Source organism: Variovorax sp. RO1 (genome assembly GCF_002849325.1).
Classification (GTDB): domain Bacteria; phylum Pseudomonadota; class Gammaproteobacteria; order Burkholderiales; family Burkholderiaceae_C; genus Variovorax.
The window spans coordinates 570464-591581 of sequence record NZ_PKMT01000003.1 but is presented as its reverse complement, the minus strand read 5'-3'; the positions used below and the strand labels follow the sequence as shown (position 1 = coordinate 591581).

Annotated in this window: 21 protein-coding genes; 5 read left to right on the top strand and 16 right to left on the bottom strand. The window is 66.5% G+C overall.

Annotation, left to right across the window (positions count from 1 at the left end):
* From CY658_RS19735 to CY658_RS19705, 7 genes are all read right to left on the bottom strand, one after another.
* Nucleotides 1-1065 (bottom strand): DmpA family aminopeptidase, encoded by a 1065-nt coding sequence (locus CY658_RS19735; protein ID WP_101491794.1) that lies wholly within the window; start codon nucleotides 1063-1065, stop codon nucleotides 1-3.
* A gap of 18 nt (nucleotides 1066-1083) precedes the next feature.
* Nucleotides 1084-2010, bottom strand: a complete 927-nt coding sequence (gene gsiD / locus CY658_RS19730; RefSeq protein ID WP_101491793.1) for a glutathione ABC transporter permease GsiD — start codon at nucleotides 2008-2010, stop codon at nucleotides 1084-1086.
* A 10-nt stretch (nucleotides 2011-2020) separates the two neighbouring features.
* Nucleotides 2021-2941 carry a glutathione ABC transporter permease GsiC gene (gene gsiC / locus CY658_RS19725; RefSeq protein WP_099789688.1) on the bottom strand — a complete coding sequence of 307 codons (921 nt, stop codon included), beginning with the start codon at nucleotides 2939-2941 and terminating at the stop codon, nucleotides 2021-2023.
* An 80-nt stretch (nucleotides 2942-3021) separates the two neighbouring features.
* Nucleotides 3022-4575: a glutathione ABC transporter substrate-binding protein GsiB gene (gene gsiB / locus CY658_RS19720; protein WP_101491792.1), complete on the bottom strand. Its 1554-nt coding sequence runs from the start codon at nucleotides 4573-4575 to the stop codon at nucleotides 3022-3024.
* A gap of 73 nt (nucleotides 4576-4648) precedes the next feature.
* Nucleotides 4649-6538 (bottom strand): dipeptide ABC transporter ATP-binding protein, encoded by a 1890-nt coding sequence (locus CY658_RS19715; RefSeq protein WP_101491791.1) that lies wholly within the window; start codon nucleotides 6536-6538, stop codon nucleotides 4649-4651.
* Between the two features lie 32 nt (nucleotides 6539-6570).
* Nucleotides 6571-7530, bottom strand: coding sequence for an isoaspartyl peptidase/L-asparaginase family protein (locus CY658_RS19710; protein ID WP_101491790.1), 960 nt, complete (start codon nucleotides 7528-7530; stop codon nucleotides 6571-6573).
* Nucleotides 7527-8498, bottom strand: a complete 972-nt coding sequence (locus CY658_RS19705; RefSeq protein ID WP_101491789.1) for a MurR/RpiR family transcriptional regulator — start codon at nucleotides 8496-8498, stop codon at nucleotides 7527-7529. Before CY658_RS19705 ends, CY658_RS19710 begins: the two co-directional genes overlap by 4 nt.
* A 360-nt stretch (nucleotides 8499-8858) precedes the next feature.
* Here CY658_RS19705 and CY658_RS19700 point away from each other — a divergent pair, with 360 nt between their 5' ends.
* On the top strand, nucleotides 8859-9737 hold the full coding sequence (locus CY658_RS19700) for an alpha/beta hydrolase (protein ID WP_101491788.1): 879 nt from the start codon (nucleotides 8859-8861) through the stop codon (nucleotides 9735-9737).
* Between the two features lie 52 nt (nucleotides 9738-9789).
* Here CY658_RS19700 and CY658_RS19695 read toward each other — a convergent pair whose 3' ends face one another.
* Complete coding sequence (locus CY658_RS19695; RefSeq protein ID WP_101491787.1) at nucleotides 9790-9993, bottom strand: heavy-metal-associated domain-containing protein; 204 nt, start codon at nucleotides 9991-9993, stop codon at nucleotides 9790-9792.
* A 168-nt stretch (nucleotides 9994-10161) separates the two neighbouring features.
* On the opposite strand from CY658_RS19695, the gene CY658_RS19690 reads away from it, so the two are divergent.
* On the top strand, nucleotides 10162-10608 hold the full coding sequence (locus CY658_RS19690; protein ID WP_101491786.1) for a MerR family DNA-binding protein: 447 nt from the start codon (nucleotides 10162-10164) through the stop codon (nucleotides 10606-10608).
* Between the two features lie 9 nt (nucleotides 10609-10617).
* On the opposite strand, the gene CY658_RS19685 is transcribed toward CY658_RS19690, so the two are convergent.
* From CY658_RS19685 to CY658_RS19675, 3 genes are all read right to left on the bottom strand, one after another.
* Nucleotides 10618-11064: an SRPBCC family protein gene (locus tag CY658_RS19685; RefSeq protein ID WP_101491785.1), complete on the bottom strand. Its 447-nt coding sequence runs from the start codon at nucleotides 11062-11064 to the stop codon at nucleotides 10618-10620.
* A gap of 115 nt (nucleotides 11065-11179) precedes the next feature.
* Nucleotides 11180-12061, bottom strand: a complete 882-nt coding sequence (locus CY658_RS19680) for an alpha/beta hydrolase (protein WP_180838990.1) — start codon at nucleotides 12059-12061, stop codon at nucleotides 11180-11182.
* Nucleotides 12062-12110: 49 nt separating this feature from the next.
* On the bottom strand, nucleotides 12111-12575 hold the full coding sequence (locus CY658_RS19675) for a GNAT family N-acetyltransferase (RefSeq protein WP_101491783.1): 465 nt from the start codon (nucleotides 12573-12575) through the stop codon (nucleotides 12111-12113).
* 122 nt (nucleotides 12576-12697) lie between these two features.
* Here CY658_RS19675 and CY658_RS19670 point away from each other — a divergent pair, with 122 nt between their 5' ends.
* A complete protein-coding gene (locus tag CY658_RS19670; protein WP_101491782.1) occupies nucleotides 12698-13726 on the top strand; it encodes an aldo/keto reductase in 1029 nt (342 codons plus the stop codon).
* 6 nt (nucleotides 13727-13732) lie between these two features.
* On the opposite strand, the gene CY658_RS19665 is transcribed toward CY658_RS19670, so the two are convergent.
* On the bottom strand, nucleotides 13733-14626 hold the full coding sequence (locus tag CY658_RS19665) for a LysR substrate-binding domain-containing protein (protein ID WP_101491781.1): 894 nt from the start codon (nucleotides 14624-14626) through the stop codon (nucleotides 13733-13735).
* A gap of 77 nt (nucleotides 14627-14703) precedes the next feature.
* Between CY658_RS19665 and CY658_RS19660 the strand changes: the two genes are divergently transcribed.
* Nucleotides 14704-15876, top strand: a complete 1173-nt coding sequence (locus CY658_RS19660; protein WP_101491780.1) for an NAD(P)/FAD-dependent oxidoreductase — start codon at nucleotides 14704-14706, stop codon at nucleotides 15874-15876.
* A gap of 115 nt (nucleotides 15877-15991) precedes the next feature.
* On the opposite strand, the gene CY658_RS19655 is transcribed toward CY658_RS19660, so the two are convergent.
* The 4 genes from CY658_RS19655 to CY658_RS19640 all read right to left on the bottom strand — a co-directional run bounded on the left by CY658_RS19655 (nucleotide 15992) and on the right by CY658_RS19640 (nucleotide 20037).
* Nucleotides 15992-16210: a hypothetical protein gene (locus tag CY658_RS19655; RefSeq protein ID WP_257884930.1), complete on the bottom strand. Its 219-nt coding sequence runs from the start codon at nucleotides 16208-16210 to the stop codon at nucleotides 15992-15994.
* Between the two features lie 156 nt (nucleotides 16211-16366).
* On the bottom strand, nucleotides 16367-18367 hold the full coding sequence (locus CY658_RS19650) for a hypothetical protein (RefSeq protein ID WP_143713716.1): 2001 nt from the start codon (nucleotides 18365-18367) through the stop codon (nucleotides 16367-16369).
* A gap of 156 nt (nucleotides 18368-18523) precedes the next feature.
* Entirely contained in the window at nucleotides 18524-19636 is a 1113-nt protein-coding gene (locus CY658_RS19645; RefSeq protein ID WP_101491778.1) for an oxidoreductase, read from the bottom strand.
* Nucleotides 19633-20037: a RidA family protein gene (locus tag CY658_RS19640; RefSeq protein WP_374221121.1), complete on the bottom strand. Its 405-nt coding sequence runs from the start codon at nucleotides 20035-20037 to the stop codon at nucleotides 19633-19635. The genes CY658_RS19645 and CY658_RS19640 overlap by 4 nt, the downstream gene beginning before the upstream one ends.
* Nucleotides 20038-20176: 139 nt before the next feature.
* On the opposite strand from CY658_RS19640, the gene CY658_RS19635 reads away from it, so the two are divergent.
* Complete coding sequence (locus tag CY658_RS19635) at nucleotides 20177-21115, top strand: LysR substrate-binding domain-containing protein (protein WP_101491777.1); 939 nt, start codon at nucleotides 20177-20179, stop codon at nucleotides 21113-21115.
* The last annotated feature ends 3 nt before the right edge of the window (nucleotides 21116-21118 follow it).

Here is a 21118-nt window from a genome sequence, read left to right as displayed (position 1 = left end):
TCAGACGAGAGGTGAAAGGGAAGACGCCGGCAGCAGCTCGCCGAGGGCGGCGCGGTGGTTGCCGTCGCGGCCCGTGACGGGCGTGGCGCGCCACAGCGCATGAAGAATAGCCTGCTCGGTGCTGTCGGCCGCGGCCTGGAACAGCCCGTCGAGCAGCGTGTCGTGCAGCATCGCGACGGCCGGCATGGGCCGGTCGGCGCGGTCGGGCACGGTGTAGGCGGTGGAGAAAGCCAGCACGAGGTCGCCGCTGCCGTGGCCGAAGACCGAGCCCGTGCGGGCCAGCCCCGCGCCCGCGCGCAGTGCGAGGCGGCGCAGCTGGCGCGCGTCGAGCGGCGCGTCGGTGGCGAGGACGATGATGATCGAGCCCTTCTCGGGCTCCGTCGATTCTTTCGATGCCTGCTGCAGCGCCGCGAGCCGTTCGCCCACCGCATGCCCGGCCAGCACCAGCTGCGGCTGGCGCCCATAGTTCGCGAGCACCAGCGCGCCGACCGTGCAGGTCGTGCCGTCGGCCATCGCCACGCGGCGCGACGCACTGCCGATGCCGCCCTTCAGCTGAAAGCTCGACATGCCGCGCCCCGCGCCAACCGAGCCCTGCGCAAAGTCCGCGTCGGTGGCGGCCAATGCCTGCAGGTAGTCGGCCTCGGTCACGGCCAGCCGCTGGATGTCGTTGAGAAAACCGTCGTTGCACTCGAAGACCAGCGGGTTCACCGTGGGCAGCGCGCGCCCGGTCTCGGGGTTGGCTGCGGCGCAGTCGCGGATCTGCGCGGTCGCCACCGTGCCGACCGAGAAGGTGTTGGTCAGCGCGATCGGCGTTTCCAGCACGCCGAGCTCGGCCAGCTGCACCAGACCCACGCTCTTGCCGAAGCCGTTGAGCACCACGGCCGCGGCCGGCACCTTGTCGCGGAACGGGTCGCCCGCGTGCGGACGGATCACGGTCACGCCGGTCTGCACCGGGCCGTCGGCCAGCGTGCGGTGGCCGACCGTGACGCCTGCGACGTCGGTGATGGCGTCGCGCGTGCCCGCGGGGAGGGTGCCGATGAAGGGTAGGGAGGTCGTCGAGGCCATGAAGAGAGAGCGAAGAACTTACTGGCGGTCGATCTTCGGATCGAGCGCGTCGCGCAGGGCATCGCCCAGCAGGTTGAAGGCCAGCACGGTGAAGAAGATGGCCAGGCTCGGGAACAGCGCGACGTGCGGCGAGGTCACCATGTCGGCGCGCGCTTCGTTGAGCATCGCGCCCCACTCGGGCGTCGGCGGCTGCGCGCCCATGCCCAGGAACGACAGGCTGGCCGCCGTGATGATCGAGGTGCCCACGCGCATCGAGAAGTACACGACGATCGACGAGATCGTGCCCGGCAGGATGTGCCGCACGATGATGGTCCAGTCCGACGCGCCGATGCTGCGCTCGGCCTCGATGTAGGTCTGCTGCTTGAGCACCAGCGTGTTGCCGCGCACCAGGCGCGCAAAGGCCGGCACGCTGAACACCGACACGGCCACCACCACGTTGGTCATGCTGCTGCCCAGGATGGCCACCACGCCCAGCGCCAGCAGGATGCCGGGGAAGGCGAACAGCACGTCCGAGATGCGCATCACGATGCGGTCCCACCAGCCTTCGTAGTAGCCCGCCAGCAGGCCGAAGGCCGTGCCGATGAAGCCGCCCACCAGCACCGACAGAAAGCCGGCCGCCAGCGAGATGCGCGTGCCCGCCAGGATGCGGCTGAAGATGTCGCGGCCCAGCGGATCGACGCCGAACCAGTGCGTGGCCGAAGGTCCGCTGTTCAGCATGTCGTAGTCGAAGAAGTTCTCGGGGTCGAAGGGCACGATCCACGGTGCGAACACCGCAATGAACACCAGCAGCCCCACGAAGATGGCCGCGACGATGCCCACGGGCTGCTTCTTGAAGCGGCGCCAGCATTCGCCCCAGGGCGTGCGGACCTTGCCCGCGGTTTGCACCACGGCCACGGGAGAAAGAGGAACGATGGATTCGGCAGACACGCCGGAAGCTTGCGTCATGGCTGCGTGCTCACTTGTAGCGGATGGTGGGGTTGATGTAGCCGTAGAGCACATCGACCACGAGGTTGATCAGGATGAATTCGAGCGAGAACAGCAGCACCAGCGTCTGGATGACTGGGTAGTCGCGCATCTGCACGGCGTCGACCAGCAGACGACCCAGGCCGGGCCAGTTGAACACCGCCTCCACGAGGATCGAGCCGCCCAGCAGGAAGCCGAACTGCAGGCCCATCATCGTGACCACCGGAATCAGCGCGTTGCGCAGGCAGTGCTTGATGATCACCGTGCGCTCGCGCACGCCCTTGGCGCGCGCGGTGCGCACAAAGTCTTCCTGGATCACTTCGACGAACGAGGCGCGCGTGAAGCGGGCCATCACGGCGGCCACCGCCGCGCCCAGCGTGATCGAGGGCAGGATGTAATGCTGCCAGGTCGCGGCGCCCACCGTGGGCAGCCAGCCGAGCTGCACCGAGAAGATCTGCATGAGCAGCATGCCCAATGCAAATGCGGGGAATGAGATGCCCGACACCGCCAGCGTCATGCCGATGCGGTCGGGCCATTGGTTGCGGAACACGGCCGACACGATGCCGATGCCCATGCCGAAAATCACCGCCCACACCATGCTGGTGATGGTCAGCATCACCGTCGGGAAAAAGCGCTCGGCAATCTCCGTCGACACCGGCCGCCGCGTGCGGATCGAGGTGCCGAAGTCGCCTTGCACCATGTGGGTGAAGAAGCTCACGAACTGCTGCGGCAGCGGCTTGTCGAGCCCGAGGTCCGCGCGCACCATGGCCACGGTCTGCTCGTCGGCATCCTGGCCGGCGGCAAGGCGCGCCGGGTCGCCGGGGAGCATGTGGACGAACAGGAACACCAGCACTGCCACGATGAGCAGTGTCGGGATCAGGCCCAACAGTCGTTTGAGAAAGTAATTCAGCATGGGGTGCGGGTGTCGCGGTCGGGCAATGGCACGGTGCCACCGCCCGCCGGACAGTCAGTCAGGAAACGAAGAGCGCGCGATCAGTTGGACACCGACATGGCGTCGATGTTGATGTTCGCGTCGGGCATCACGAACACACCCGACAGGCGCTTGGCGTGCGCCGACAGGTTCTGCTCGGTGACCAGCGGCACGCGCGGCAGGTCCTTGCGGATTTCGTCCTGTGCGGTCTTGTACAGCGCGGCCTTTTCCTTGTCGTCCACGGTGATCAGCGCCTTGGCGATCGCGTTGTCGACCACGTCGCTCTTGTAGAACGACATGTTGTTGAGCTTCGGCGCCCACGACTCCGAAGCGAACAGCGGGCGCAGGCCCCAGTCGGCTTCACCGGTCGACGACGACCAGCCCGTGTAGTACATGCGGACCTTGGCCGTCTTCGGATCGGGCCAGGCATCGACCATCTCGGTGCGCTGGCCCACTTCGAGCGCCTGCACCTGCAGCTTGATGCCCACCTGTGCGAGCTGCTGCTGCACGAACTGGATCGTCTTCTGGCTGGTCGTGTTGTTGTAGGCGCTCCACAGCACCGACTCGAAGCCGTTCGGGTAGCCGGCTTCGGCCAGCAGGGCCTTGGCCTTCTTCACGTCGTAGGGAATGGGCGCCATCTTCTCGGCGAACTTCACGCCCTGGGGCATCACGCCCTGTGCAGGGAAAGCGTAGCCGCCGAAAGCCACCTTCGACAGCGCTTCCTTGTTGATGGCGTAGCCGATGGCTTCGCGCACCTTCGGGTTGTCATACGGCTTTTGCAGCATGTTGAAGGCTAGGAAGCGCGTGATGATCGAGGGCGATGCCACCACTTCGAGCTTGTCGCTCTTCTTCAGCAGCTCGGCCTGCTCGTAGGGAATGGGGAAGGCAAAGTCGGCTTCGCCGGTCTGCAGCATCGCGGCGCGCGTGTTGTTCTCGAGCACCGGCTTCCATTGCAGGTTGTCGATCTTCGGGAAGCCCTTCTTCCAGTAGCCGTCGAACTTCTTGGCCTTCACGGCGTCGGTCTGCTTCCACTCGACGAACTCGAAGGGGCCGGTGCCCACGGGGTGGAAGGCGATGTCCTTGTTGCCCCACTTCTTCAGCGCGGTGGGCGAGATCATGGCGGCCGAGGCGTGGGCCAGCGAGTTGATGAAGGGGCCGAAGGGCTCCTTCAGCGTGATGCGCACGGTGGTCGGGTTCAGCGCTTCGACCTTGCCGACGCGGTTGAACTGGTTGTAGCGCAGCAGCTTGTTGTCCTGGTTCAGCACGCGGTCGAGCGTTACCTTCACGGCTTCGGCATTGAAGTCGGTGCCGTCGTGGAACTTGACGCCGCTGCGCAGCTTGATCGTGTAGACCAGGCCGTCCTTCGACACTTCGTAGCCCTCGGCGAGCACGTTCTGGACTTTCAGGTCCTTGTCGAACTGGAACAGGCCTTCATAGAAGGTCTTGGTCACGGCCGTGGTGATGGTCGTGTTGGTGTTGTACGGGTCCAGCGTTTCCGGCTGGTAGCCGATGGCCAGCACCACGTCTTTGGCAGCCAGTGCCGAGCCCGAGGCGGCGAGCGCGGCCAGGCCCAGCAGTGCGGATGCCCAGCGCAGGGAGGAAGAAGATTGCTTCATGGAAGAACTCCAGTCGGTTCGTGGAAAAAATGCAGGGGGCCTGCGGGTGAAAAAACGGATCGGATTCAGAAAATCAGAAGGCGCCGCCAATGGCGTGCCGTGCCACGAAGTGGCCTGGCGCGACCTGCACCAGCGGCGGCACATCGGGCTCGTCGCCCACGGCGCGGATCGGGCTGGGAATCTCGCCTTCGAGCAGCGCGCGCGGCTTGTGGCGGCGCGACGGGTCGGCCACCGGCACAGCCGCCATGAGCTTGCGCGTGTAGGCATGCTGCGGCGCTTCGAACACGGCGCGGCGCGGGCCGATCTCGACGATCTGGCCCAGGTACATCACGGCCACGCGGTGGCTGATGCGCTCGACCACGGCCATGTCGTGTGAGATGAAGAGAAACGCCACGCCCAGCTCGCGCTGCAGGTCGAGCATGAGGTTGACGATCTGCGCCTGAATGGACACGTCGAGCGCCGACACCGATTCGTCCGCCACCACCACCTTGGGGTTGAGCGCCAGTGCGCGCGCAATCGCGATGCGCTGGCGTTGACCGCCCGAGAACTCGTGCGGGTAGCGCTGCGCCACTTCGGGCGGCAGGCCGACCTTCTGCAGCAGCCAGTCCACGCGCTGCTGCGCTTCGGCGCCCTTGGCGATGCCGTGGATGAGCAGCGGCTCCATGATCGAGAAGCCCACGGTCACGCGCGGATCGAGCGACGCGAACGGGTCCTGGAAGATGAACTGGATGTTGCGGCGCAGCGCCTGCAGCTCGCGCGTGGGCAGCTCGCGGATGTTCTTGCCGCCGAACTCGATCGCGCCGCTCTGGCTCTCGACCAGGCGCAGCAGCGAGCGGCCCGTGGTCGACTTGCCGCAGCCCGATTCGCCGACCAGCGCCAGCGTTTCGCCGGGGTACAGGTCGAAGCTGATCTTTTCCACCGCATGCACGCGGCGCTTCACGCGGCCGAAGATGCCGCTGCGCACGTCGAAGCGCGTGACCAGGTCGCGCACGCGCAGGATCGGACCGGCGTCTTCGCGCACGGTGGTCTGCGGCGTGGTGTTGGTGCAGGGCACGGTCTCGGTGCTGTCTTCGGTGCCGGACTCGGTACGAAGGAGCTCGAACTTGGCCGGCAGGTCGGTGCCCTGCATCGCGCCGAGCTTCGGCACGGCCGACAGCAGCGCCTTGGTGTACGGGTGCTGCGGCGACGCGAACACCTGGTCGGAGGTGCCGGCTTCGACCTTGTCGCCGCGGTACATCACGAGCACGCGGTCGGCAATTTCGGCCACCACGCCCATGTCGTGCGTGATGAAGAGCACGCCCATGCGCATCTCTTTCTGCAGCTCGCGAATGAGCTGAAGAATCTGCGCCTGGATCGTCACGTCGAGCGCGGTGGTGGGCTCGTCGGCAATCAGCAGCTGCGGCTTGCACGACAGCGCCATCGCGATCATCACGCGCTGGCGCATGCCGCCCGAGAGCTGGTGCGGAAAGCGGTCGAGCACGTTGCGCGCTTCAGGAATGCGCACCAGTTCGAGCATGCGCAACGCCTCGGCGCGTGCGGCCGAATTGCTCTTGCCCTGGTGGATGCGGATGGCCTCGGCGATCTGGTCGCCGGCGGTGAACACCGGGTTCAGCGAGGTCATCGGCTCTTGAAAAATCATCGCGATGTCGGCGCCGCGGATGCCGCGCATCGTGCTGTCGCGGGCCTGCGCGAGATCGAGCACTTCGCCATTGCGACGACGGAACGCCATGCTGCCGCCGAGGATGCGGCCACCGCCGTGCTCCACCAACCGCATCAGCGCGAGCGAGGTGACCGACTTGCCCGACCCCGATTCACCCACCACTGCGAGCGTTTCGCCATGGTCGACATGGAAGGACAGGCTCTTGACGGCATCGACGGTGCGCTCGGAAGTCGAGAAGCGCACGGTGAGGTCGTCGACGGCGAGGACGCGGCCGTCGGGCAGATTCAGGGCAGGGGAAGACATGGCGGGTGCGGGAGAAAAGTAGGGCGTGTGCGTCAGGCGAAGATGGCCGTCACCGGGGCTTCGTCGCCGCGCGCGTGGCCGCGGTACATGCCTTCGGTGTTGAAGGCGAGGCTCAGGTTGCCGTGGCGGTCGACGGCGATCAGGCCGCCGGTGCCACCGATGGCGGGCAGCGACTCGTGCACCACGGCGTGCGTGGCCGCTTCGAGCGTGGCGCCGCCGTAGGCCATGCGCGCGCAGATGTCGTGGGCGGCCGCGACGCGGATGAACATTTCGCCGCTGCCGGTGCACGAGATGGCGGCCGTGCGGTCGTCGGCATACGTGCCCGAACCGATGAGCGGCGAATCGCCAACACGGCCGACGCGCTTGTTGGTCATGCCGCCGGTCGAAGTGGCGGCGGCCAGGTGGCCGTGCATGTCGAGCGCCACGGCGCCGACGGTGCCGAACTTCTTGTCTTCGTCCAGCGGCGGCTTGGTCATGGCCGCGCCTTCGTGGTCAGTCACCACGCGGCCCGTGTCGCGCACGCGGTACAGCTGCTGGCGGCGCGCGTCGGTCGAGAAGAAGAAGGGCTCGACCATCTCCAGCCCACGGTCGCGCGCGAAGGCTTCTGCGCCCGCGCCGGCCAGCAGCACATGGGCGCCGTCTTCGAGCACGGCACGCGCGGCGCGCACCGGGCGGCGCACGTGGCTCACGCCGGCAATGGCGCCGGCCGCGAGCGTGGCGCCGTCCATCACGGCCGCGTCGAGCTCGTGCGTTTCTTCGTGCGTGAACACCGCGCCGTAGCCGGCATTGAAGAGCGGGCAGTCTTCGAGCATCTCGACCGCGAGGCAGGTGGCGTCGAGCGCCGACATGCCTTTGAGCAGCGCGGCCTGCGCGGCGCGCACGATGGTTTGCAGCGCGTCGTGGTACGCCTGCGCCTGCTCGGGGTTGGTCGTCGAGGCGCTGATGGTGCCGGCACCGCCGTGGATGGCGATGACGGGCGTGACGTTCTTCATCGGGAAGCTTTCTTCTTTTTCTTGCCGGCGTCGGAAGCGACGGCGGCGGGGAGGGGAGGCATGGAGACCTGGCCGCGCGCATGGCCCTGGCCCAGCCCGCCGTGCAGCCATGGGCGCACCGCCTGCAGGATGCGGCCGGCCGACTGCGCCGCGCCGGGCGCGCGCAGGGCGACCGCGCTGGTCAGTGCCTCGATCAGCGCAAGCACGCTGGTCTCGCAGTTGGGGCGGTAGCTGGTTTCGGTCTGGCAATAGAGCACCACGTCGGCCAGCGGCGCGAGGGGGGAGCTGGGGCGGTCGGTCAACGCGAGCACCGCGCAGCCCTGGCTGCGCGCGATCTGCGCCAGCGCCACCGTGTCGGTCAGGTAGCGCGGAAAGGTGAGGCCGATGAACAGGTCCTGCGGGCCCGAGTGCATCAGCGAGCGCGCCGAATGCGTCACGCCGCTCACGCTGGAGAGCATGCGCACGTCGTTGCACGAACCGTCGAGCCCGTGCTGCAGCAGCCCCGCGAGCCATGCGCTGGCGCCGAAGCCGCCGATGTAGATCGAGCGTGCCTTCAGGATGCGCTGCACCGCGGCTTCGCAGGCGGCGTAGTCCAGTGACTGGCGCGTGGCTTCGATGTTGCGGCGGCTCTCGTCGAGCGCCGTCGCGAACACCTCGGCCACTGTGGTCGGGTGCTCCAGGTTGCCGCGCAGCCGTTCGACCGGCGCCACCAGCGACTCGAAGCCGCGCACGAGTTCGGCGCGGAAAGCGGCGTAGCCGTCGAAGTCGAGTGCCCGCGCAAAGCGGTTGGCCGTAGCGACCGACACGCCCGCCGCAGCGGCGAGTTCATCGATCGGCAGCGTCGCGACCTGCAGCGGGTGCTCGAGCACGAAGTCGGCCACCTGCCGGTGCGAACGCGTCAGCCGCGGCAGCGCCTGCGCAATGCGCTGGGCCACGGTGGTGCCAGGGGTGTCGACGTTGGTGCTCATGGGGCGGGCGATGCACCTGGGTGGGTGCGGGTGATGAAAATCGGTTTACAAATATATGACAGATATGAAAATTTTCTGTCATTTCCGATCGATATCGCAAGTAGCGGGCCAGGAGCGAGGGGCTTTGGCGAGCGCGTGACCGGGCCTGTTTCCCTTGTGGGGCGGCGCGTTCGAGGCTGTTGGGGTGCGGCGTTCAGGGATTACCCTGGTGTTGTCTTTTCATCCCTTGGGCGGGGTCGGGCGTGTTGAAAACGAACGAATTAACTGCGGCACCCGGCTCGCATAGCGACATTGACGGCGTGGTGGTCAGCCCTGAGTATCCCGAGCGGCGCGTCTTGCGCCGGGGAACGAGGAACCAACATGAGACTGGAATGGCTTCGCCGCGCGCTCGCGGTGATGGGCTGCTGTGTGATGTTCGCGGGCGTGTCCGCCTGCGGTGGCGGAGGGGGCGGTGGAGGCGGCGGCGGTGGCCTGCCGATACTCCCTCCGACCGCAGGGCCCGTGCCCCAGCAGCCGGCGCCAACGCCGACACCCACCAACCGCGTGGTGTCCGAATCCATCCAGTCGGGGTTCACCGGCGCGCCTTACCCTCTTTCCGTCTACCTGCCCGCCGGCTATGACCAGGGCACCGATGCCTACCCCGTCATCTATGCCCTCGACGGAGATGCCACCAACGGCTTGCCGCAGTCGCGGTTCGCGAATCTCATGGACGTCCTGGTGAAGCGCGGCACGAAAGCCATCCTCGTTGGCATCGGGAACACCGGGCGGCGCCAGGAGGACTACAACTTTCCCGGGGCCTTCAAATACCACGACTTCCTCGCGAAGGAGCTGATTCCTTTCATCGATTCGAAGTACCGGACCAATCCCAAGAACCGGATGCTCACGGGCCTGTCGACCAGTGGCAACCTGGCGGCCACGGCGCTCTTTCTCGAGGCGCCGGACAACCTGGTGTTTTCTTCCTTCGTGTCGATCGAGGGTGCTTTCTGGCAACAGGAGGGCCAGAACAACGATCTCGAGAAGAAGATGTTCGACGCGTTGGGGGGGCGGCCGCTGCCTGTCACGCTGATCTTGGCGAGCTGCTCGAGCGGCTGCAACCAGCCGCACGTGACGGCGCTGTACCAGCGCATGGCCGCGCGAGGCTACGTGGGGCTGCAGCTGCTCAATCCGCAGTTCAACACCACGCACGTCGGTGCGGATGTGCCGGCGTTTGAAGACGCGGTGGTGCGAATCTACAAGTAGGCGTTTTGGCCGCGCCGCGAACCCGACGCTCGAGGTTTTGCGCGCGGCGTGCTCATGCGGACAGCGGTTGGGGCGGGTAGCCCGCCTCCGTCAGCACGGCCATCACGGAAGGGCTGTCCTCCGTGGTGTCGATGCGCACCGTCCTGCTCTTCAAGTCCACCTCGATCCTGGCCTGCGGGTCGAGGTCCTTGACGGCCCGGGTGATGCGGCCGGCGCAACTGCCGCAGGTCATCGACTGGATTTCAAACGCTTGCATGAGAGTCCTTTCAAAAGAGTGACGCTCAGTGTCAAGCTTCGCATCGTGTGAAGGTCAAGCGCGGTGAGCGCCTGACCCCTGACGCCCCAAGGTCATGCGGCCGCTGAAGTTTGACTCTCCCATGGTGTGAAGGTTGAGACTTCGCGCTTTGGCTCGAAGGAGAACTCCATGGAACATCCCACGGCGCCGGCTGCTGCGGCGCGCTTGTCGCTTGCTGACGTGGCGGTGCGCTCCGGCGCATCCACACAACTGCTGAACGACTGCAAATCGCTCGGGCTGCTCGATGACACGGCACACGGCGGCCTCTACGACGAACGCGCCGTGTCGACGCTGCGCTTCGTGCGCCGCGCGCACGCACTGGGTTTCGGGAAACCGGAAGTCATCGAGCTGCACGCCCTGTGGCAAGACGGGCGCCGCGCAAGCTTCGACGTGAAGCGCGTCGCACTCGAACGCGCCGACGACCTCGCCCAGCGCATCGAGGAACTCGCGCACATGAAGCGCCTGCTGGAGCGTCTCGCTCATTGCTGCGAAGGTGATGAGCGCCCGGAGTGCCCCATCCTCGATGAGTTGGCAGGGCTCAAGGGATTCGCCGGCTGTGAAGCGCGGCGTGCGTGAAGCCGATCCTCAACCCGGAATGTTCGGCTCGACCAGCTGGGCCAGCGCCACCAGCGATTCCTGCCAGCCCAGGTAGCACATCTCGACAGGAATCATCTCGGGGATGCCTTCCTGCACGACGGACATGTCCGTGCCGCACGAGACCGCGGTCAGGGTCACGGTGGTCTTCATCGTGCCTGGCAGGTTGGCATCGTCGAAGCTCGCGTCATAGGCAATGCGCTGGCCGGGAACAAGTTCCAGGTACTTGCCGCCGAACGAGTGGCTGTGGCCGGTGCTGAAGTTGGTGAAGGACATGCGCCACGCGCCGCCCACCACGGGCTCCATGCTGTGGACCTTGCCAGTGAAACCGAAGGGCGGCAGCCAGCGCTCGAACGCGCTGGCCTCGACGAAGGCACGGTAGAGCTTGTCGGGGGACGTGCGCAGGACGCGGTGCAGACGAACGGTGTTGGTAGCCATGGTTGCTTTCTCCTTTGAAGTACAGAGGACGACCCTCTATGTTTACGTCGGATGAGCCCGCCGCGATTCGACACGCCAAAAGACTAGGAAAAACCCTGAGTCGACACTCCGCGCTTCAATCGATGAATCGCGCCACGATGTCCTCGAACGACGGCAAGTCCATCGGCGTGTGTCCCCCGGGGTAGCCCTTCACGCTCAACTGAAGGCCTTTGTAGTTGTGCGCTGCGATCTTGTCGTGCAAGGCGGTGATCTCCGGGCCGCCTGTGTTGGCAGCGGCGAAGCCCAACAGCAAGGTCACAGGAATCTCCCGCGTGCTGCTGTTCGCGTACATCTGGCTTTCGAGCGGCTCGAGTTGCGCGCTTGCGCCTTTGACGGGTGGATCGGAGGGGAAGAAGTACTGGAAGGTGAACTTGCCGGCCGCGCCTTCCGTGAAGAAGGCGATGAGCGTGAAGACGCCGCCGTTCGACAGGCCCGAGAGCATGCGCTTGGCCGGGTTGGCGCGGTAGTTCGATTCGACATACGGCACCAGTTGGCTGGTCAGAAAGTCGTGGTACGGCTTGGCGCCGGGCATCAGGTAGTCGGTGTTACGGCGCGCCGTGCCGCTGATGCCGACCACGATGGCCTTCTTGCCGGCCTTCTCGAGGATGTCCGTGAAGTTCTGGAAGCGCGTCACGCTCTGGTTGAAGACCGCATCGCCATCGGTGATGTAGATCGCGGGGTACGTCGTCGTTGCGCCGTCGTAGCCTGCCGGCAGATAGATGTGCAGGGGGTAGGTCGCACCCGTGGCCTCGGACTTCACCGAGGCCTGGACCACGCGGCCGCGTCCGGTGTCCGCGGGCGGTGGTGTCGGTGTGCCGCCGACCGGTGGCAACGGCAGCATCGCCACACCGCCTCCGCCGCCCCCACCACCCCCTCCGCCGCCGCAACCTGACAACCCCAGCAGCAGGGCGCAGCCCGCGGTGAACATGAGCCGGCGAAGAATCCCTCTTGTCTGCATGTGGTGTTCCTTATGGTGATGACCGTGGTGACGGAAGCCGGGGGCGATCTTAGGGGCGATGGGGTGTCGCTGTCTTCTGCATGAACACACTCAACGGATCGTCCGGGTAGTCGCCGAAGCGCTCGCGCCGCGCGTACCCCGCGCGCGCATAGAACGCCAGTGCCTCGGGCTGGCTCACACCCGTCTCCAGCCGGAACAGGGCGTAGCCGCGCGCCGCCGCTTCGCCTTCGAGAAGGCCCAGCACCTTCGCCGCGACGCCTTGCCCGCGGTTCTGCGGGCGCACGTACATGCGCTTGAGTTCGCCGTAGCCCGGGTTCATGACGAGCGCGCCGCAGCCAATGGCCGTGCCTGCGTCGTCGCGCGCGACGGCGAACAGTACGTGGGCCGCCGACAGCGCGGCAAGGTCGATGCCGTAGTGGCTCTCGGGCGGGTACAGCGGCTTCTGGTACGCATCGAGGTCGTCGATGAGCTGGATGACGTCGGGCTGGTTCGGGTTTTCTATCGAAATCTGCATCGTTCGATCGTAGCGAGGCGAAGCGCTGCAAAGCCCGACGCGCAACGGGGTTCTGCGTGGCGGCCAACAATGGCCGCGTCATTCATCCTGTTCGTCAGTTCGTTGATTGAAGGAGTAGAACTTTGGAATACCGTCATCTGGGCAAATCGGGCCTCAAGGTCCCCGTGTTGAGCTTCGGCACCGGCACCTTCGGCGGCAAGGGCGAGTTTTTCAGCGCGTGGGGCAGCACCGACGTGGCCGAGGCGCGCACGCTGATCGACATCTGCATGGACGCCGGCGTGAACATGTTCGACAGCGCCGACATCTACTCGGGCGGCGCCGCCGAATCGGTACTGGGCGAGGCGCTCAAGGGCCGGCCGCGCGACCGGCTGCTGATCTCGACCAAGGCCACCTTCCGCAGCGGCGACGGCCCGAACGACGTGGGCTCGTCGCGCCAACACCTCGTGCAGGCGGTCGATGCGTCGCTCAAGCGGTTGGGCACCGACTACATCGACCTGTTCCAGCTGCACGGCTTCGATGCCAGCACGCCGGTCGAAGAAACGCTGTCCACGCTCGACGACCTCGTGCGCGCGGGCAAGCTGCGTTATGTGGGCGCATCGAACTTCTCGGGCTGGCACCTGATGAAGTCGTTGGCGATGTCGGAGCAGCGCGGCTATGCGCGCTACGTGGCGCACCAGGCGTATTACTCGCTGGTCGGCCGCGAGTACGAGTGGGAGCTGATGCCGCTCGCGCAAGACCAGGGCGTGGGCGCGGTGGTCTGGAGCCCGCTGGGCTGGGGCCGGCTCACGGGCAAGATCCGCCGCGGCCAGCCGCTGCCCGCCAACAGCCGCCTGCACGTGACGGCCGACATGGGTCCGCCCGTGGCCGACGAGCTGCTGTACCGCGTGGTCGAGGCGCTGGAGAAAGTCGGCGCCGAAGTCGGCAAGACGGTGCCGCAGGTTGCGCTCAACTGGCTGCTGCAACGCCCGACGGTGTCGAGCGTGGTGGTCGGCGCGCGCGACGAAGCGCAGCTGCGACAGAACCTCGGCGCGGTGGGCTGGAACCTCACGCCCGCGCAGGTCGCCGAACTCGACGCGGCCAGCGCGACGACGCGGGCCTATCCGTACTGGCACCAGCAGGGCTTCCTGGAGCGCAACCCCAACCCCGTCTGACCCGGTTCAGGCGGGTGTCAGCCCCAGCACCCACTGTTTGAACTGTTCGAGCGCCCCGGAGGCCGGCCGGCCTTCGGGGTACGCGAAGTAGTAGCCCTGGTGCACGTCGAGGTGCCGGTCGACCGGAATCACGAGTTCGCCGGTGCGCAGTTCCTGTTCGACCAGGAGGCGCGGCGCCAACCCCACGCCCATGCCCGCCGCCGCGGCGGCCACCACCATGGTGAACAGCTCGTAGCGCGGCCCGCGCGACGCGTGCACGGTGTATTCCCATTCCTGCTGCGCGTACCAGTCGCGCCAGGCATGGGCGCGCGTGCTCAGGTGCACATGGCGGCAGCGCTCGAAGCCGGCTTCGTCCCACTGGGCGTGTGCGTCGCGGAACGCGGGGCTGCAGATGGGCACCATCTCGCCTTCGGAAAAGATCAGCCCGCCGCGCGTGTTCGGCCAGAACTGGTCGCCGAAGTAGATCGCCGCGTCGTACGCGTGCTCCTGGAACGAGAAGGGCTGCGAGCGCGCCGACAGATTCACCGTGACGTTGGGGTGCAGGCGGCTGAAATCGGGCAGCCGCGGAATGAGCCATTGCGTGGCGAAGGTCGGCACCACGGCCAGTTCGAGCACGAAGCCCATCTCGTGGCCGGCGCTGATCTCCAGCGTGTCGCGGCGGATCTGGTCGAGGTGGCGGCGGATGCGCGCGGCGTACTCGCGGCCCACGTCGGTGAGCGTCAGCCGCTTGCGCACGCGCGAGAACAGCGGCACGCCCAGGCGCTGCTCCAGCATTGCCACCTGGCGGCCGACCGCGCTTTGCGTGAGCGCCAGCTCGGTCGCCGCGCGGGTGAAGCTCCCCAGGCGTGCCGAGGCCTCGAAGGCCTGCAGCGCGCCGAGGTTTGGAATGTCTTTTCTCATCGCGCTATTCTGGCGGGAGCGTGCGCAGCCCAGGCAACGAGCCGGGCCCAGGCACCGAAGACACGGAAAGGCATCTCATGCGGCGTGTGGCGATCATCGGCGGCGGAGCCATCGGCTCGGCCATCGCGTACTTCCTGGGCGTCGACCCGGCAGGCGAGGCCTTCGACATCACGGTGGTGGAGCGCGACTTCTCGTACCGGCAGGCCTCGTCGGCGCTGTCGGCCAGCTCGATCCGCCAGCAGTTTTCCACCGCCATCAACATCGAGATGTCGCTCTACGGCATCGACTTTTTCCGCACGCTGGGCGAGACCTTGCGTGTGGGCGACGACGTGCCCGACATCGGCCTGGTCGAGCCGGGCTACCTGTACCTGGCCTCGGCGGCAGGTGTCGACGTGCTGCGAGAGAACCACGCGATGCAGAAGGCGCACGCGGTGGACGTGGCGCTGATGACGCCCGATGAACTGAAGGCGCGTTTCCCGTGGATCTCGACCGAGGGCATCGCGCTCGCATCGCTCGGCCTTTCGGGCGAGGGGTGGTACGACGGCTACAGCCTGCTGCAGGCCTTTCGCAAGAAGGCCGCATCGCAGGGCGCACGCTACGTGCAGGCGCATGCCACGGGGCTGCGCCGCCAGGGCCGCAGCGTGACCGGCGTGCAACTCGACAACGGCGAGACGATCGATGCCGACATCGTCGTCAACGCCGCCGGCGCCTGGGCCGCGAAGGTGGCCGAATGGGCGGGCATCGACCTGCCGGTGCGGGGGCGAAGGCGCAGCGTGTTCAGCTTCTCATGCCCGAGCGCGTTGCCCGGTTGCCCGCTGGTTATCGACACCTCCGGCATCTGGCTGCGGCCCGAAGGTCGACAGTTCATCTGCGGCTTCGCGCCGCCCGAAGATCAGGACCCCGACGACGCGCCGCTCGAAGTCGAACACGAGGCCTTCGAGAGCTTCATCTGGCCAGCGCTGGCTGAACGCATCCCGGCCTTCGAGGCGGTTCGCATGACCGGCGCCTGGGCCGGCTACTACGAGATGAACCTGTTCGACCACAACGCGATCCTCGGCCTGCACCCGGACTGCGACAACCTGTATTTCGCGAACGGCTTTTCTGGTCACGGGCTGCAGCAGTGCCCGGCGGCGGGGCGGGGTATCGCGGAGCTGATCCGCTTCGGCGGTTACCGCAGCCTCGATCTGTCGCCGCTGTCGTTCGCGCGCATTCTGGAGAACCGGCCGTTGCTTGAGAAGAACGTGATCTAGCCGGTGACCTGCCCACGGTCTGCGGCGGGCTCGCGTGTCACGTCACTTCGACGCTGATCATCGTCGGCCCGGTTCGGTGGGAGGAGGGCGAAGAAAAACAGATGGCGCAAGCGCATCACGGCAGCGCGACCTCGGTGCCATTCGAGGCCACCATGACGCTGGTCCGGGTGTCGGAAATTTCGATGGGCACACCCATGTGGTTTGTCGGGTCGATGCGCGTCGTGACCATTTGACGCAGCTGCACCCAGTCGCGCAGGTACTGTCTGTGCAGCTCGGAGCTCAGGATGAACTTTTCCGGGTAGGCCCGCGCTGTACTCCGGTGGTCCGAGAACATCTCAGTCATCCTCATGTAGAGGAACATCGGCTTGTAAGTCATAGCGAATCGCGACTAGGCTGGATCAGCTCGCCGATCATGCCTCCATTGGATTCAGGAATCGTGAATCTGGCTATGGGTCTTGGCCGATGCTTTGAACGCAGACCTCGCCTCTCTTCAGCGCGCTGTTCGGATGCCGCCGCCTGATGAGCGACTGGAACTAGAGCATTGTGGCTGGCCAGTGATGCCGGGCAAAGAGCAGCACCCCTCCCCCAAGCAACGACCTGTCACAGGGTCATAGGAGATAGCGCCCTGCTGCTGGGTGTTTTGGGCTGCCGAGGACACAGTGGGCCTACTCGCTTCCGCTGCGGTGTGAACTCGCGGCACGCACCGGCGCCCACCGGATTGCACAGCATTACAGGCGCTCTCCGCTGCCGTGTACTGCCGCTGGCGCTCCTGTCGTTCTGCCTCAATCTGCGCGGGGGTCGAGCTGTCTGTTGGGCAGCCGCCAGCGATCATGTCGAGCACTGTCTTCGTCATGAACATCACCGTTTCCGTGCTTGCGGTCACCGACGCATTGGGTGGCACTTTGGTTGTCATGACAGTCTGCTTCATGGCCTCGCATGTCTGGCTGGAAAGGCGCCCGCGCGCACCGGGGTTGGTTGCTACGGCTGTGCTTGCTAAGCCGCCACCGGTATCACCAGCCACAGAGGGAGCCGCAGCCAATCGAGCTAGCCGAACCTTGAGCATGCAAACAGAAAAGACGAGGGGAGGATAAGGCGTGCTCCCCTTAAGCGCGATCTGCTGGTACTGCTCCAGGTTCTTCATGGCACGCGCTCGATCTGCAGAGTTCACGTCTGCCAGAACGTTGGCCAACTGCCTTTTTATGTTCTCTTCAGTGGAATCGTTGGCGCGCCAGCGAGCTACCACGGCATCTCGCTCCGGTGCGCAATCAGCTAAGCTGACCTGGCTCGCTGTGGTTGAGGCTGTGGAGCGGTCGGCCTCCCTGGATGGTTCGGCCGACGCTGGGCTCGTGGCCGATTCGCCCGCCATTTGCCGCGCTGCCGTGGCCGCCAGTGGGTGATTGGGGAAGCGGCTCATCAATGCGCGCTGCACTTCGCGGGCACGGGCACTATCGCCTTGGGCGTTCAGTTCGTCGGCGCGGGCGAAGAGCTGGCCGGGGTTCAAGGTCTGCAGGCTCGTGCGGAACTGCTGCTCTGCGCGCGCTGCTTCCTCGCGCTTGCGCTGGACCTCGGCTTGGGCAACCAGCTCGGCCTGTGCGGCTTTACGTCTTGCCTCCGCTTCCGCCTCGATGGCCTTGCGTTTTGCCTGTACTTCCGCCTCGGCGGCATCGCGCCTTGCCTGCGCTTCCGCCTCGACCGCCTCGCGCCTGCGCTGTACCAAGAGGGGTTCGAGCGCTTGTTTCACCGCGGTGACGTCAGCGGCATGCGTCTTCGCAAAGGTATCGAGCGCTGCGATGAGGGGGGCGGCCTTCTCCACCCACAAGTTGACGCAGCTGCCATTGCAGTAGAACTCCGTCCGGCCAGCGGACGGGTCCGCGACAGGCGGATATGGAGGCTTCCATTCGGACACACAGGGCTGCGCGTTGGCGCCACAACTACCCTTAATCGAGTAATAAATGCGCTTGGACCGGTCCCTAGCCAAGTAGGAAACCGACGGCATGTGGGGTTCCTTACGCGCCTCCGAGGAGTCGGGTCGCGGTACGCCTCTCCCATAACCTTCGCCATCCCAATAGAAGACTTCCGTTTTGCTTCCAGAGGCTCCTGGGTACAAGAAGGTGACGACGCTGAGACCGATCCAGCGGCCATATAACTGCCAGCCTTCGGTGATGTATATGGTCTCACCGTTTCCGCTGCGAGCGATGAGCGTCCCCGGACCAAGCGCCGTGCCCTCGGAGCACACGCCTTCCCAGGTAAATCGTGCCCAAGCGGCGGTAATTGCCTCCTTCCGGCTTGGATGGGGCTCATCGGTGATGACTCTGCAGCCTTCGCGCGTCTTGGCAAAGTACTCGCCAGGGCGAAGCTCGCGCATCCTGGCCATTGCCTCAGCGCCGATCGGGCTGGCCGGCGATGTGCCCGTGCCTTCGTCTGCGGCCTGCACGGGCAAAGCAGCGCCGATCAGGAGGCTGCCCAAAATCAAAATGCGGTTGATCCACATGTTCTTCTCCTCCAGCGTGGCGCCTGAATCTAGCTGGAGGACTTGTAAACGAAATGCCGCATTTATGGGAGTCCACCGGAACCGGTAGCTGGTCTCGTCTGCGGGCGGCATGTGGCTCGGCACCCGCTGGGCGTTCGAGGTCAACGCCCGCGAACGCTAGCTTCGCTGCGCCTGCCGCAGGTGCTGCTCCACCGGCTTGATGTCCCCCACGGGCGACAGCAGCGCCGGGTCGAAGGCGGCCAGCGCGCGGCCTTCCATTAATCGATGCGGCCAATCGGCGTTCGATAAGGCGCCGCGTCCCAGCGCCACGAAGTCGGCGCCATCCGCGAGCGCTGCTGTGGCGCGCCCGGGCTCGTGCAGGCTGCCGTTGGCGACGATCGCAATGCCCGGCGCGTGGCGGCGCGCGAGCTGCAGCAGGCTCGGCCCCGCATCGCCGAAGGCCGGGCGCCAGGCTTCGAACTCGGTGACGTGTAGATAGTCGATGCCGCTGTGCGCCAGCGCGCCGAACACGGTCGCCGCACCGGCATCAGCTTCCGGCCACTTGTGGCCGAAGTCGTTGACCTTGCCTTGCGAAATGCGCACGCCGACCGGCGCCGATGCGCCCAGCATCTGCCGCACGGCGCGCACCACCTCGACGGTCAGCTGCACGCGCTGCGCGAGAGCACCGCCCCAACGGTCGGTGCGCGCGTTGGTGTGGCCGGTCATGAACTGGTCGAGCAGGTAGCCGTTCGCGCCGTGGATTTCCACGCCGTCGAAGCCCGCCACTTCCATCGCCAGCAACGCGGCCCGAGCGAAGCCGCGAATGGCTTCGGCGATGTCGGCGTCGCTCATCGCGCGCGGCACCGGGTACTCGCCTTCGCCGCGGTAGGCCGTCATTTGCGTGCCGCGCGGGCGGATCGCCGACGGCCCCGCCGTGTGGTCGCGAAAGCGGTTGAACTGCGACAGCGCACCCGCATGCATGAGCTGCGCGATGACGCGCCCGCCCGCGCCCTGGATCGCCTTCACCACCGGCTGCCACGCGCGGGCCTGTTCGCCATCGCTCAGGCCGGGCTGGCGGAAATAGCCCTGCGAATACGCCGCATCGGTGTAGATGCCCTCGGTGATGACGAGGCCGAAGCCGCCCCGCGCAAAGCGTTCGTAGTAGCGCGCCATGGTGCCGTTGGCGTGGCCCTCGGGCGAGGCGCTGACGCGCGTCATCGGCGCCACGGCCAGGCGGTTGGGCAACTGCAGGGCGTGCAGGTTCGCCGGCGCGAACAGCGGCGTGCTCATCGGGCGTCTTCCGGCGCGACGGCGATGGCCTCGATCTCGATCATTGCGTCGGGCGAGTACAGGCCCGAGACCTCGACGATGGTGTCGGCCGGGTAGGGCGCGGAGAACCATTGGCGGCGCAGTTCGACGATCTTCGGGAAGTGGCTCATTGAAGTCAGGAAGATCGTCACCTTGACCACGCTGCCCAGAGTTGTGTCGGCAGCCCGCAACACGCGGTCGAGGTTCTTGAAGGCCTGCTCGGCCTGGCGGTCGAAGTCGCCCTTGCCGACGATCTCGCCGTCGTCGCCGATCGCGGCCTGGCCGGACACGAAGACCAGATTGCCGAGCTGGATGGCCTGCGACAGCAGGAAGGGCGCGTAGGGGTCGGGTTGGGTGTGGATTTGCTTGGGTTGCAGTTGCATGACGGGTGCCTTTTATGGTGAATTTCAGATCAGCCGTGGAAGCGTTTTCTTCTCGCGACCACTGGAATTTATGGATGAAGAGAGCGCCCGACAAAGGCTGATTTTTCAACCGATGGATGAGTTGAGCTAATCTGTCTGCATGCGAAGACTTCCTCCCCTGGGCGCATTGCGCGTGTTCGAGGCCGCGGCGCGTCGGCTGAGCTTCAAGGCCGCGGCCGACGAGCTGCACGTCACGCCGACTGCCGTGAGCCACCAGATCAAGCAGCTCGAAGAAGCGCTCGACGTGCGCTTGTTTGAACGCGGCACGCGGCAGGTGCACCTGACAGCCGCCGGCCACCAGCTGTTCCCCGCGCTGCGCGACGGCTTCGACAGCTTCGAGCGCGCCGTCGACGGCGTGCGCCGCCTGAAGGGCACGCGCATCGCCACGCTGTCGTCCACGGTCGGCTTCATGGCCCGGCGGCTGGCGCCGCGCGCGGGAACGTTTCGCGACCTGCACCCCGAATGGACGCTGCGGCTGGACGCCACCAACCAGGTCGTCGACCTCGACACCGAGGCCGATGCGGCGATTCGCTACGGCAACGGCCGTTATGCCGATCTGGTCGTCGAGCCGCTGTTCCAGGACCACTACGCGCCGGTCTGCAGCCCCGCGCTGGCGGTCGCGGCGAAGAAAGACCTGCGCGCCGTCTCGCTGATCCATTTCGAATGGGGACGCGCGGGGCGCGACGAAACGCTGGCGCCGGTGTGGCGCACGTGGTTGGCGCGCGCGGGCCGCACCGATGTCGACGCGCAGGCCGGCCTGTCGTTCACCGAAGAGATTCACGCGGTGCAGGCCACGGTCGCAGGGCAGGGCGTTGGACTGCTGAGCCTGGCGCTGGTGGCCGACGAGCTGGCGTCGGGCCTGCTGGTGCAGCCTTTCGAGCTGTCGGTGGAAAGCTACCGCTACGACCTCGTGTACAGCCCGCGCGCCGCCAGCCGGCCCGCGACGGCGGTGCTGCGCGACTGGGTGCATCGCGAGTTCGGCGCTGCGCCGGTCCCGCAAGCGACAGCGCCGGCGCAACGCCCCGGAAAGAAGGCATAGTGG

Bases quoted from the DNA above. Each gene is read 5' to 3' on its own strand.
- gsiB (WP_101491792.1), bottom strand. From the start codon at position 4,575: ATGAAGCAATCTTCTTCCTCCCTGCGCTGGGCATCCGCACTGCTGGGC.
- CY658_RS19680 (WP_180838990.1), bottom strand. From the start codon at position 12,061: ATGCAGACAAGAGGGATTCTTCGCCGGCTCATGTTCACCGCGGGCTGC.
- CY658_RS19735 (WP_101491794.1), bottom strand. From the start codon at position 1,065: ATGGCCTCGACGACCTCCCTACCCTTCATCGGCACCCTCCCCGCGGGC.
- gsiD (WP_101491793.1), bottom strand. From the start codon at position 2,010: ATGACGCAAGCTTCCGGCGTGTCTGCCGAATCCATCGTTCCTCTTTCT.
- CY658_RS19640 (WP_374221121.1), bottom strand. From the start codon at position 20,037: ATGCAACTGCAACCCAAGCAAATCCACACCCAACCCGACCCCTACGCG.
- CY658_RS19705 (WP_101491789.1), bottom strand. From the start codon at position 8,498: ATGAGCACCAACGTCGACACCCCTGGCACCACCGTGGCCCAGCGCATT.
- CY658_RS19655 (WP_257884930.1), bottom strand. From the start codon at position 16,210: ATGTTCTCGGACCACCGGAGTACAGCGCGGGCCTACCCGGAAAAGTTC.
- CY658_RS19665 (WP_101491781.1), bottom strand. From the start codon at position 14,626: ATGAGAAAAGACATTCCAAACCTCGGCGCGCTGCAGGCCTTCGAGGCC.
- CY658_RS19635 (WP_101491777.1), top strand. From the start codon at position 20,177: ATGCGAAGACTTCCTCCCCTGGGCGCATTGCGCGTGTTCGAGGCCGCG.
- CY658_RS19645 (WP_101491778.1), bottom strand. From the start codon at position 19,636: ATGAGCACGCCGCTGTTCGCGCCGGCGAACCTGCACGCCCTGCAGTTG.
- CY658_RS19660 (WP_101491780.1), top strand. From the start codon at position 14,704: ATGCGGCGTGTGGCGATCATCGGCGGCGGAGCCATCGGCTCGGCCATC.
- CY658_RS19715 (WP_101491791.1), bottom strand. From the start codon at position 6,538: ATGTCTTCCCCTGCCCTGAATCTGCCCGACGGCCGCGTCCTCGCCGTC.
- gsiC (WP_099789688.1), bottom strand. From the start codon at position 2,941: ATGCTGAATTACTTTCTCAAACGACTGTTGGGCCTGATCCCGACACTG.
- CY658_RS19695 (WP_101491787.1), bottom strand. From the start codon at position 9,993: ATGCAAGCGTTTGAAATCCAGTCGATGACCTGCGGCAGTTGCGCCGGC.
- CY658_RS19675 (WP_101491783.1), bottom strand. From the start codon at position 12,575: ATGCAGATTTCGATAGAAAACCCGAACCAGCCCGACGTCATCCAGCTC.
- CY658_RS19710 (WP_101491790.1), bottom strand. From the start codon at position 7,530: ATGAAGAACGTCACGCCCGTCATCGCCATCCACGGCGGTGCCGGCACC.
- CY658_RS19700 (WP_101491788.1), top strand. From the start codon at position 8,859: ATGAGACTGGAATGGCTTCGCCGCGCGCTCGCGGTGATGGGCTGCTGT.
- CY658_RS19690 (WP_101491786.1), top strand. From the start codon at position 10,162: ATGGAACATCCCACGGCGCCGGCTGCTGCGGCGCGCTTGTCGCTTGCT.
- CY658_RS19685 (WP_101491785.1), bottom strand. From the start codon at position 11,064: ATGGCTACCAACACCGTTCGTCTGCACCGCGTCCTGCGCACGTCCCCC.
- CY658_RS19650 (WP_143713716.1), bottom strand. From the start codon at position 18,367: ATGTGGATCAACCGCATTTTGATTTTGGGCAGCCTCCTGATCGGCGCT.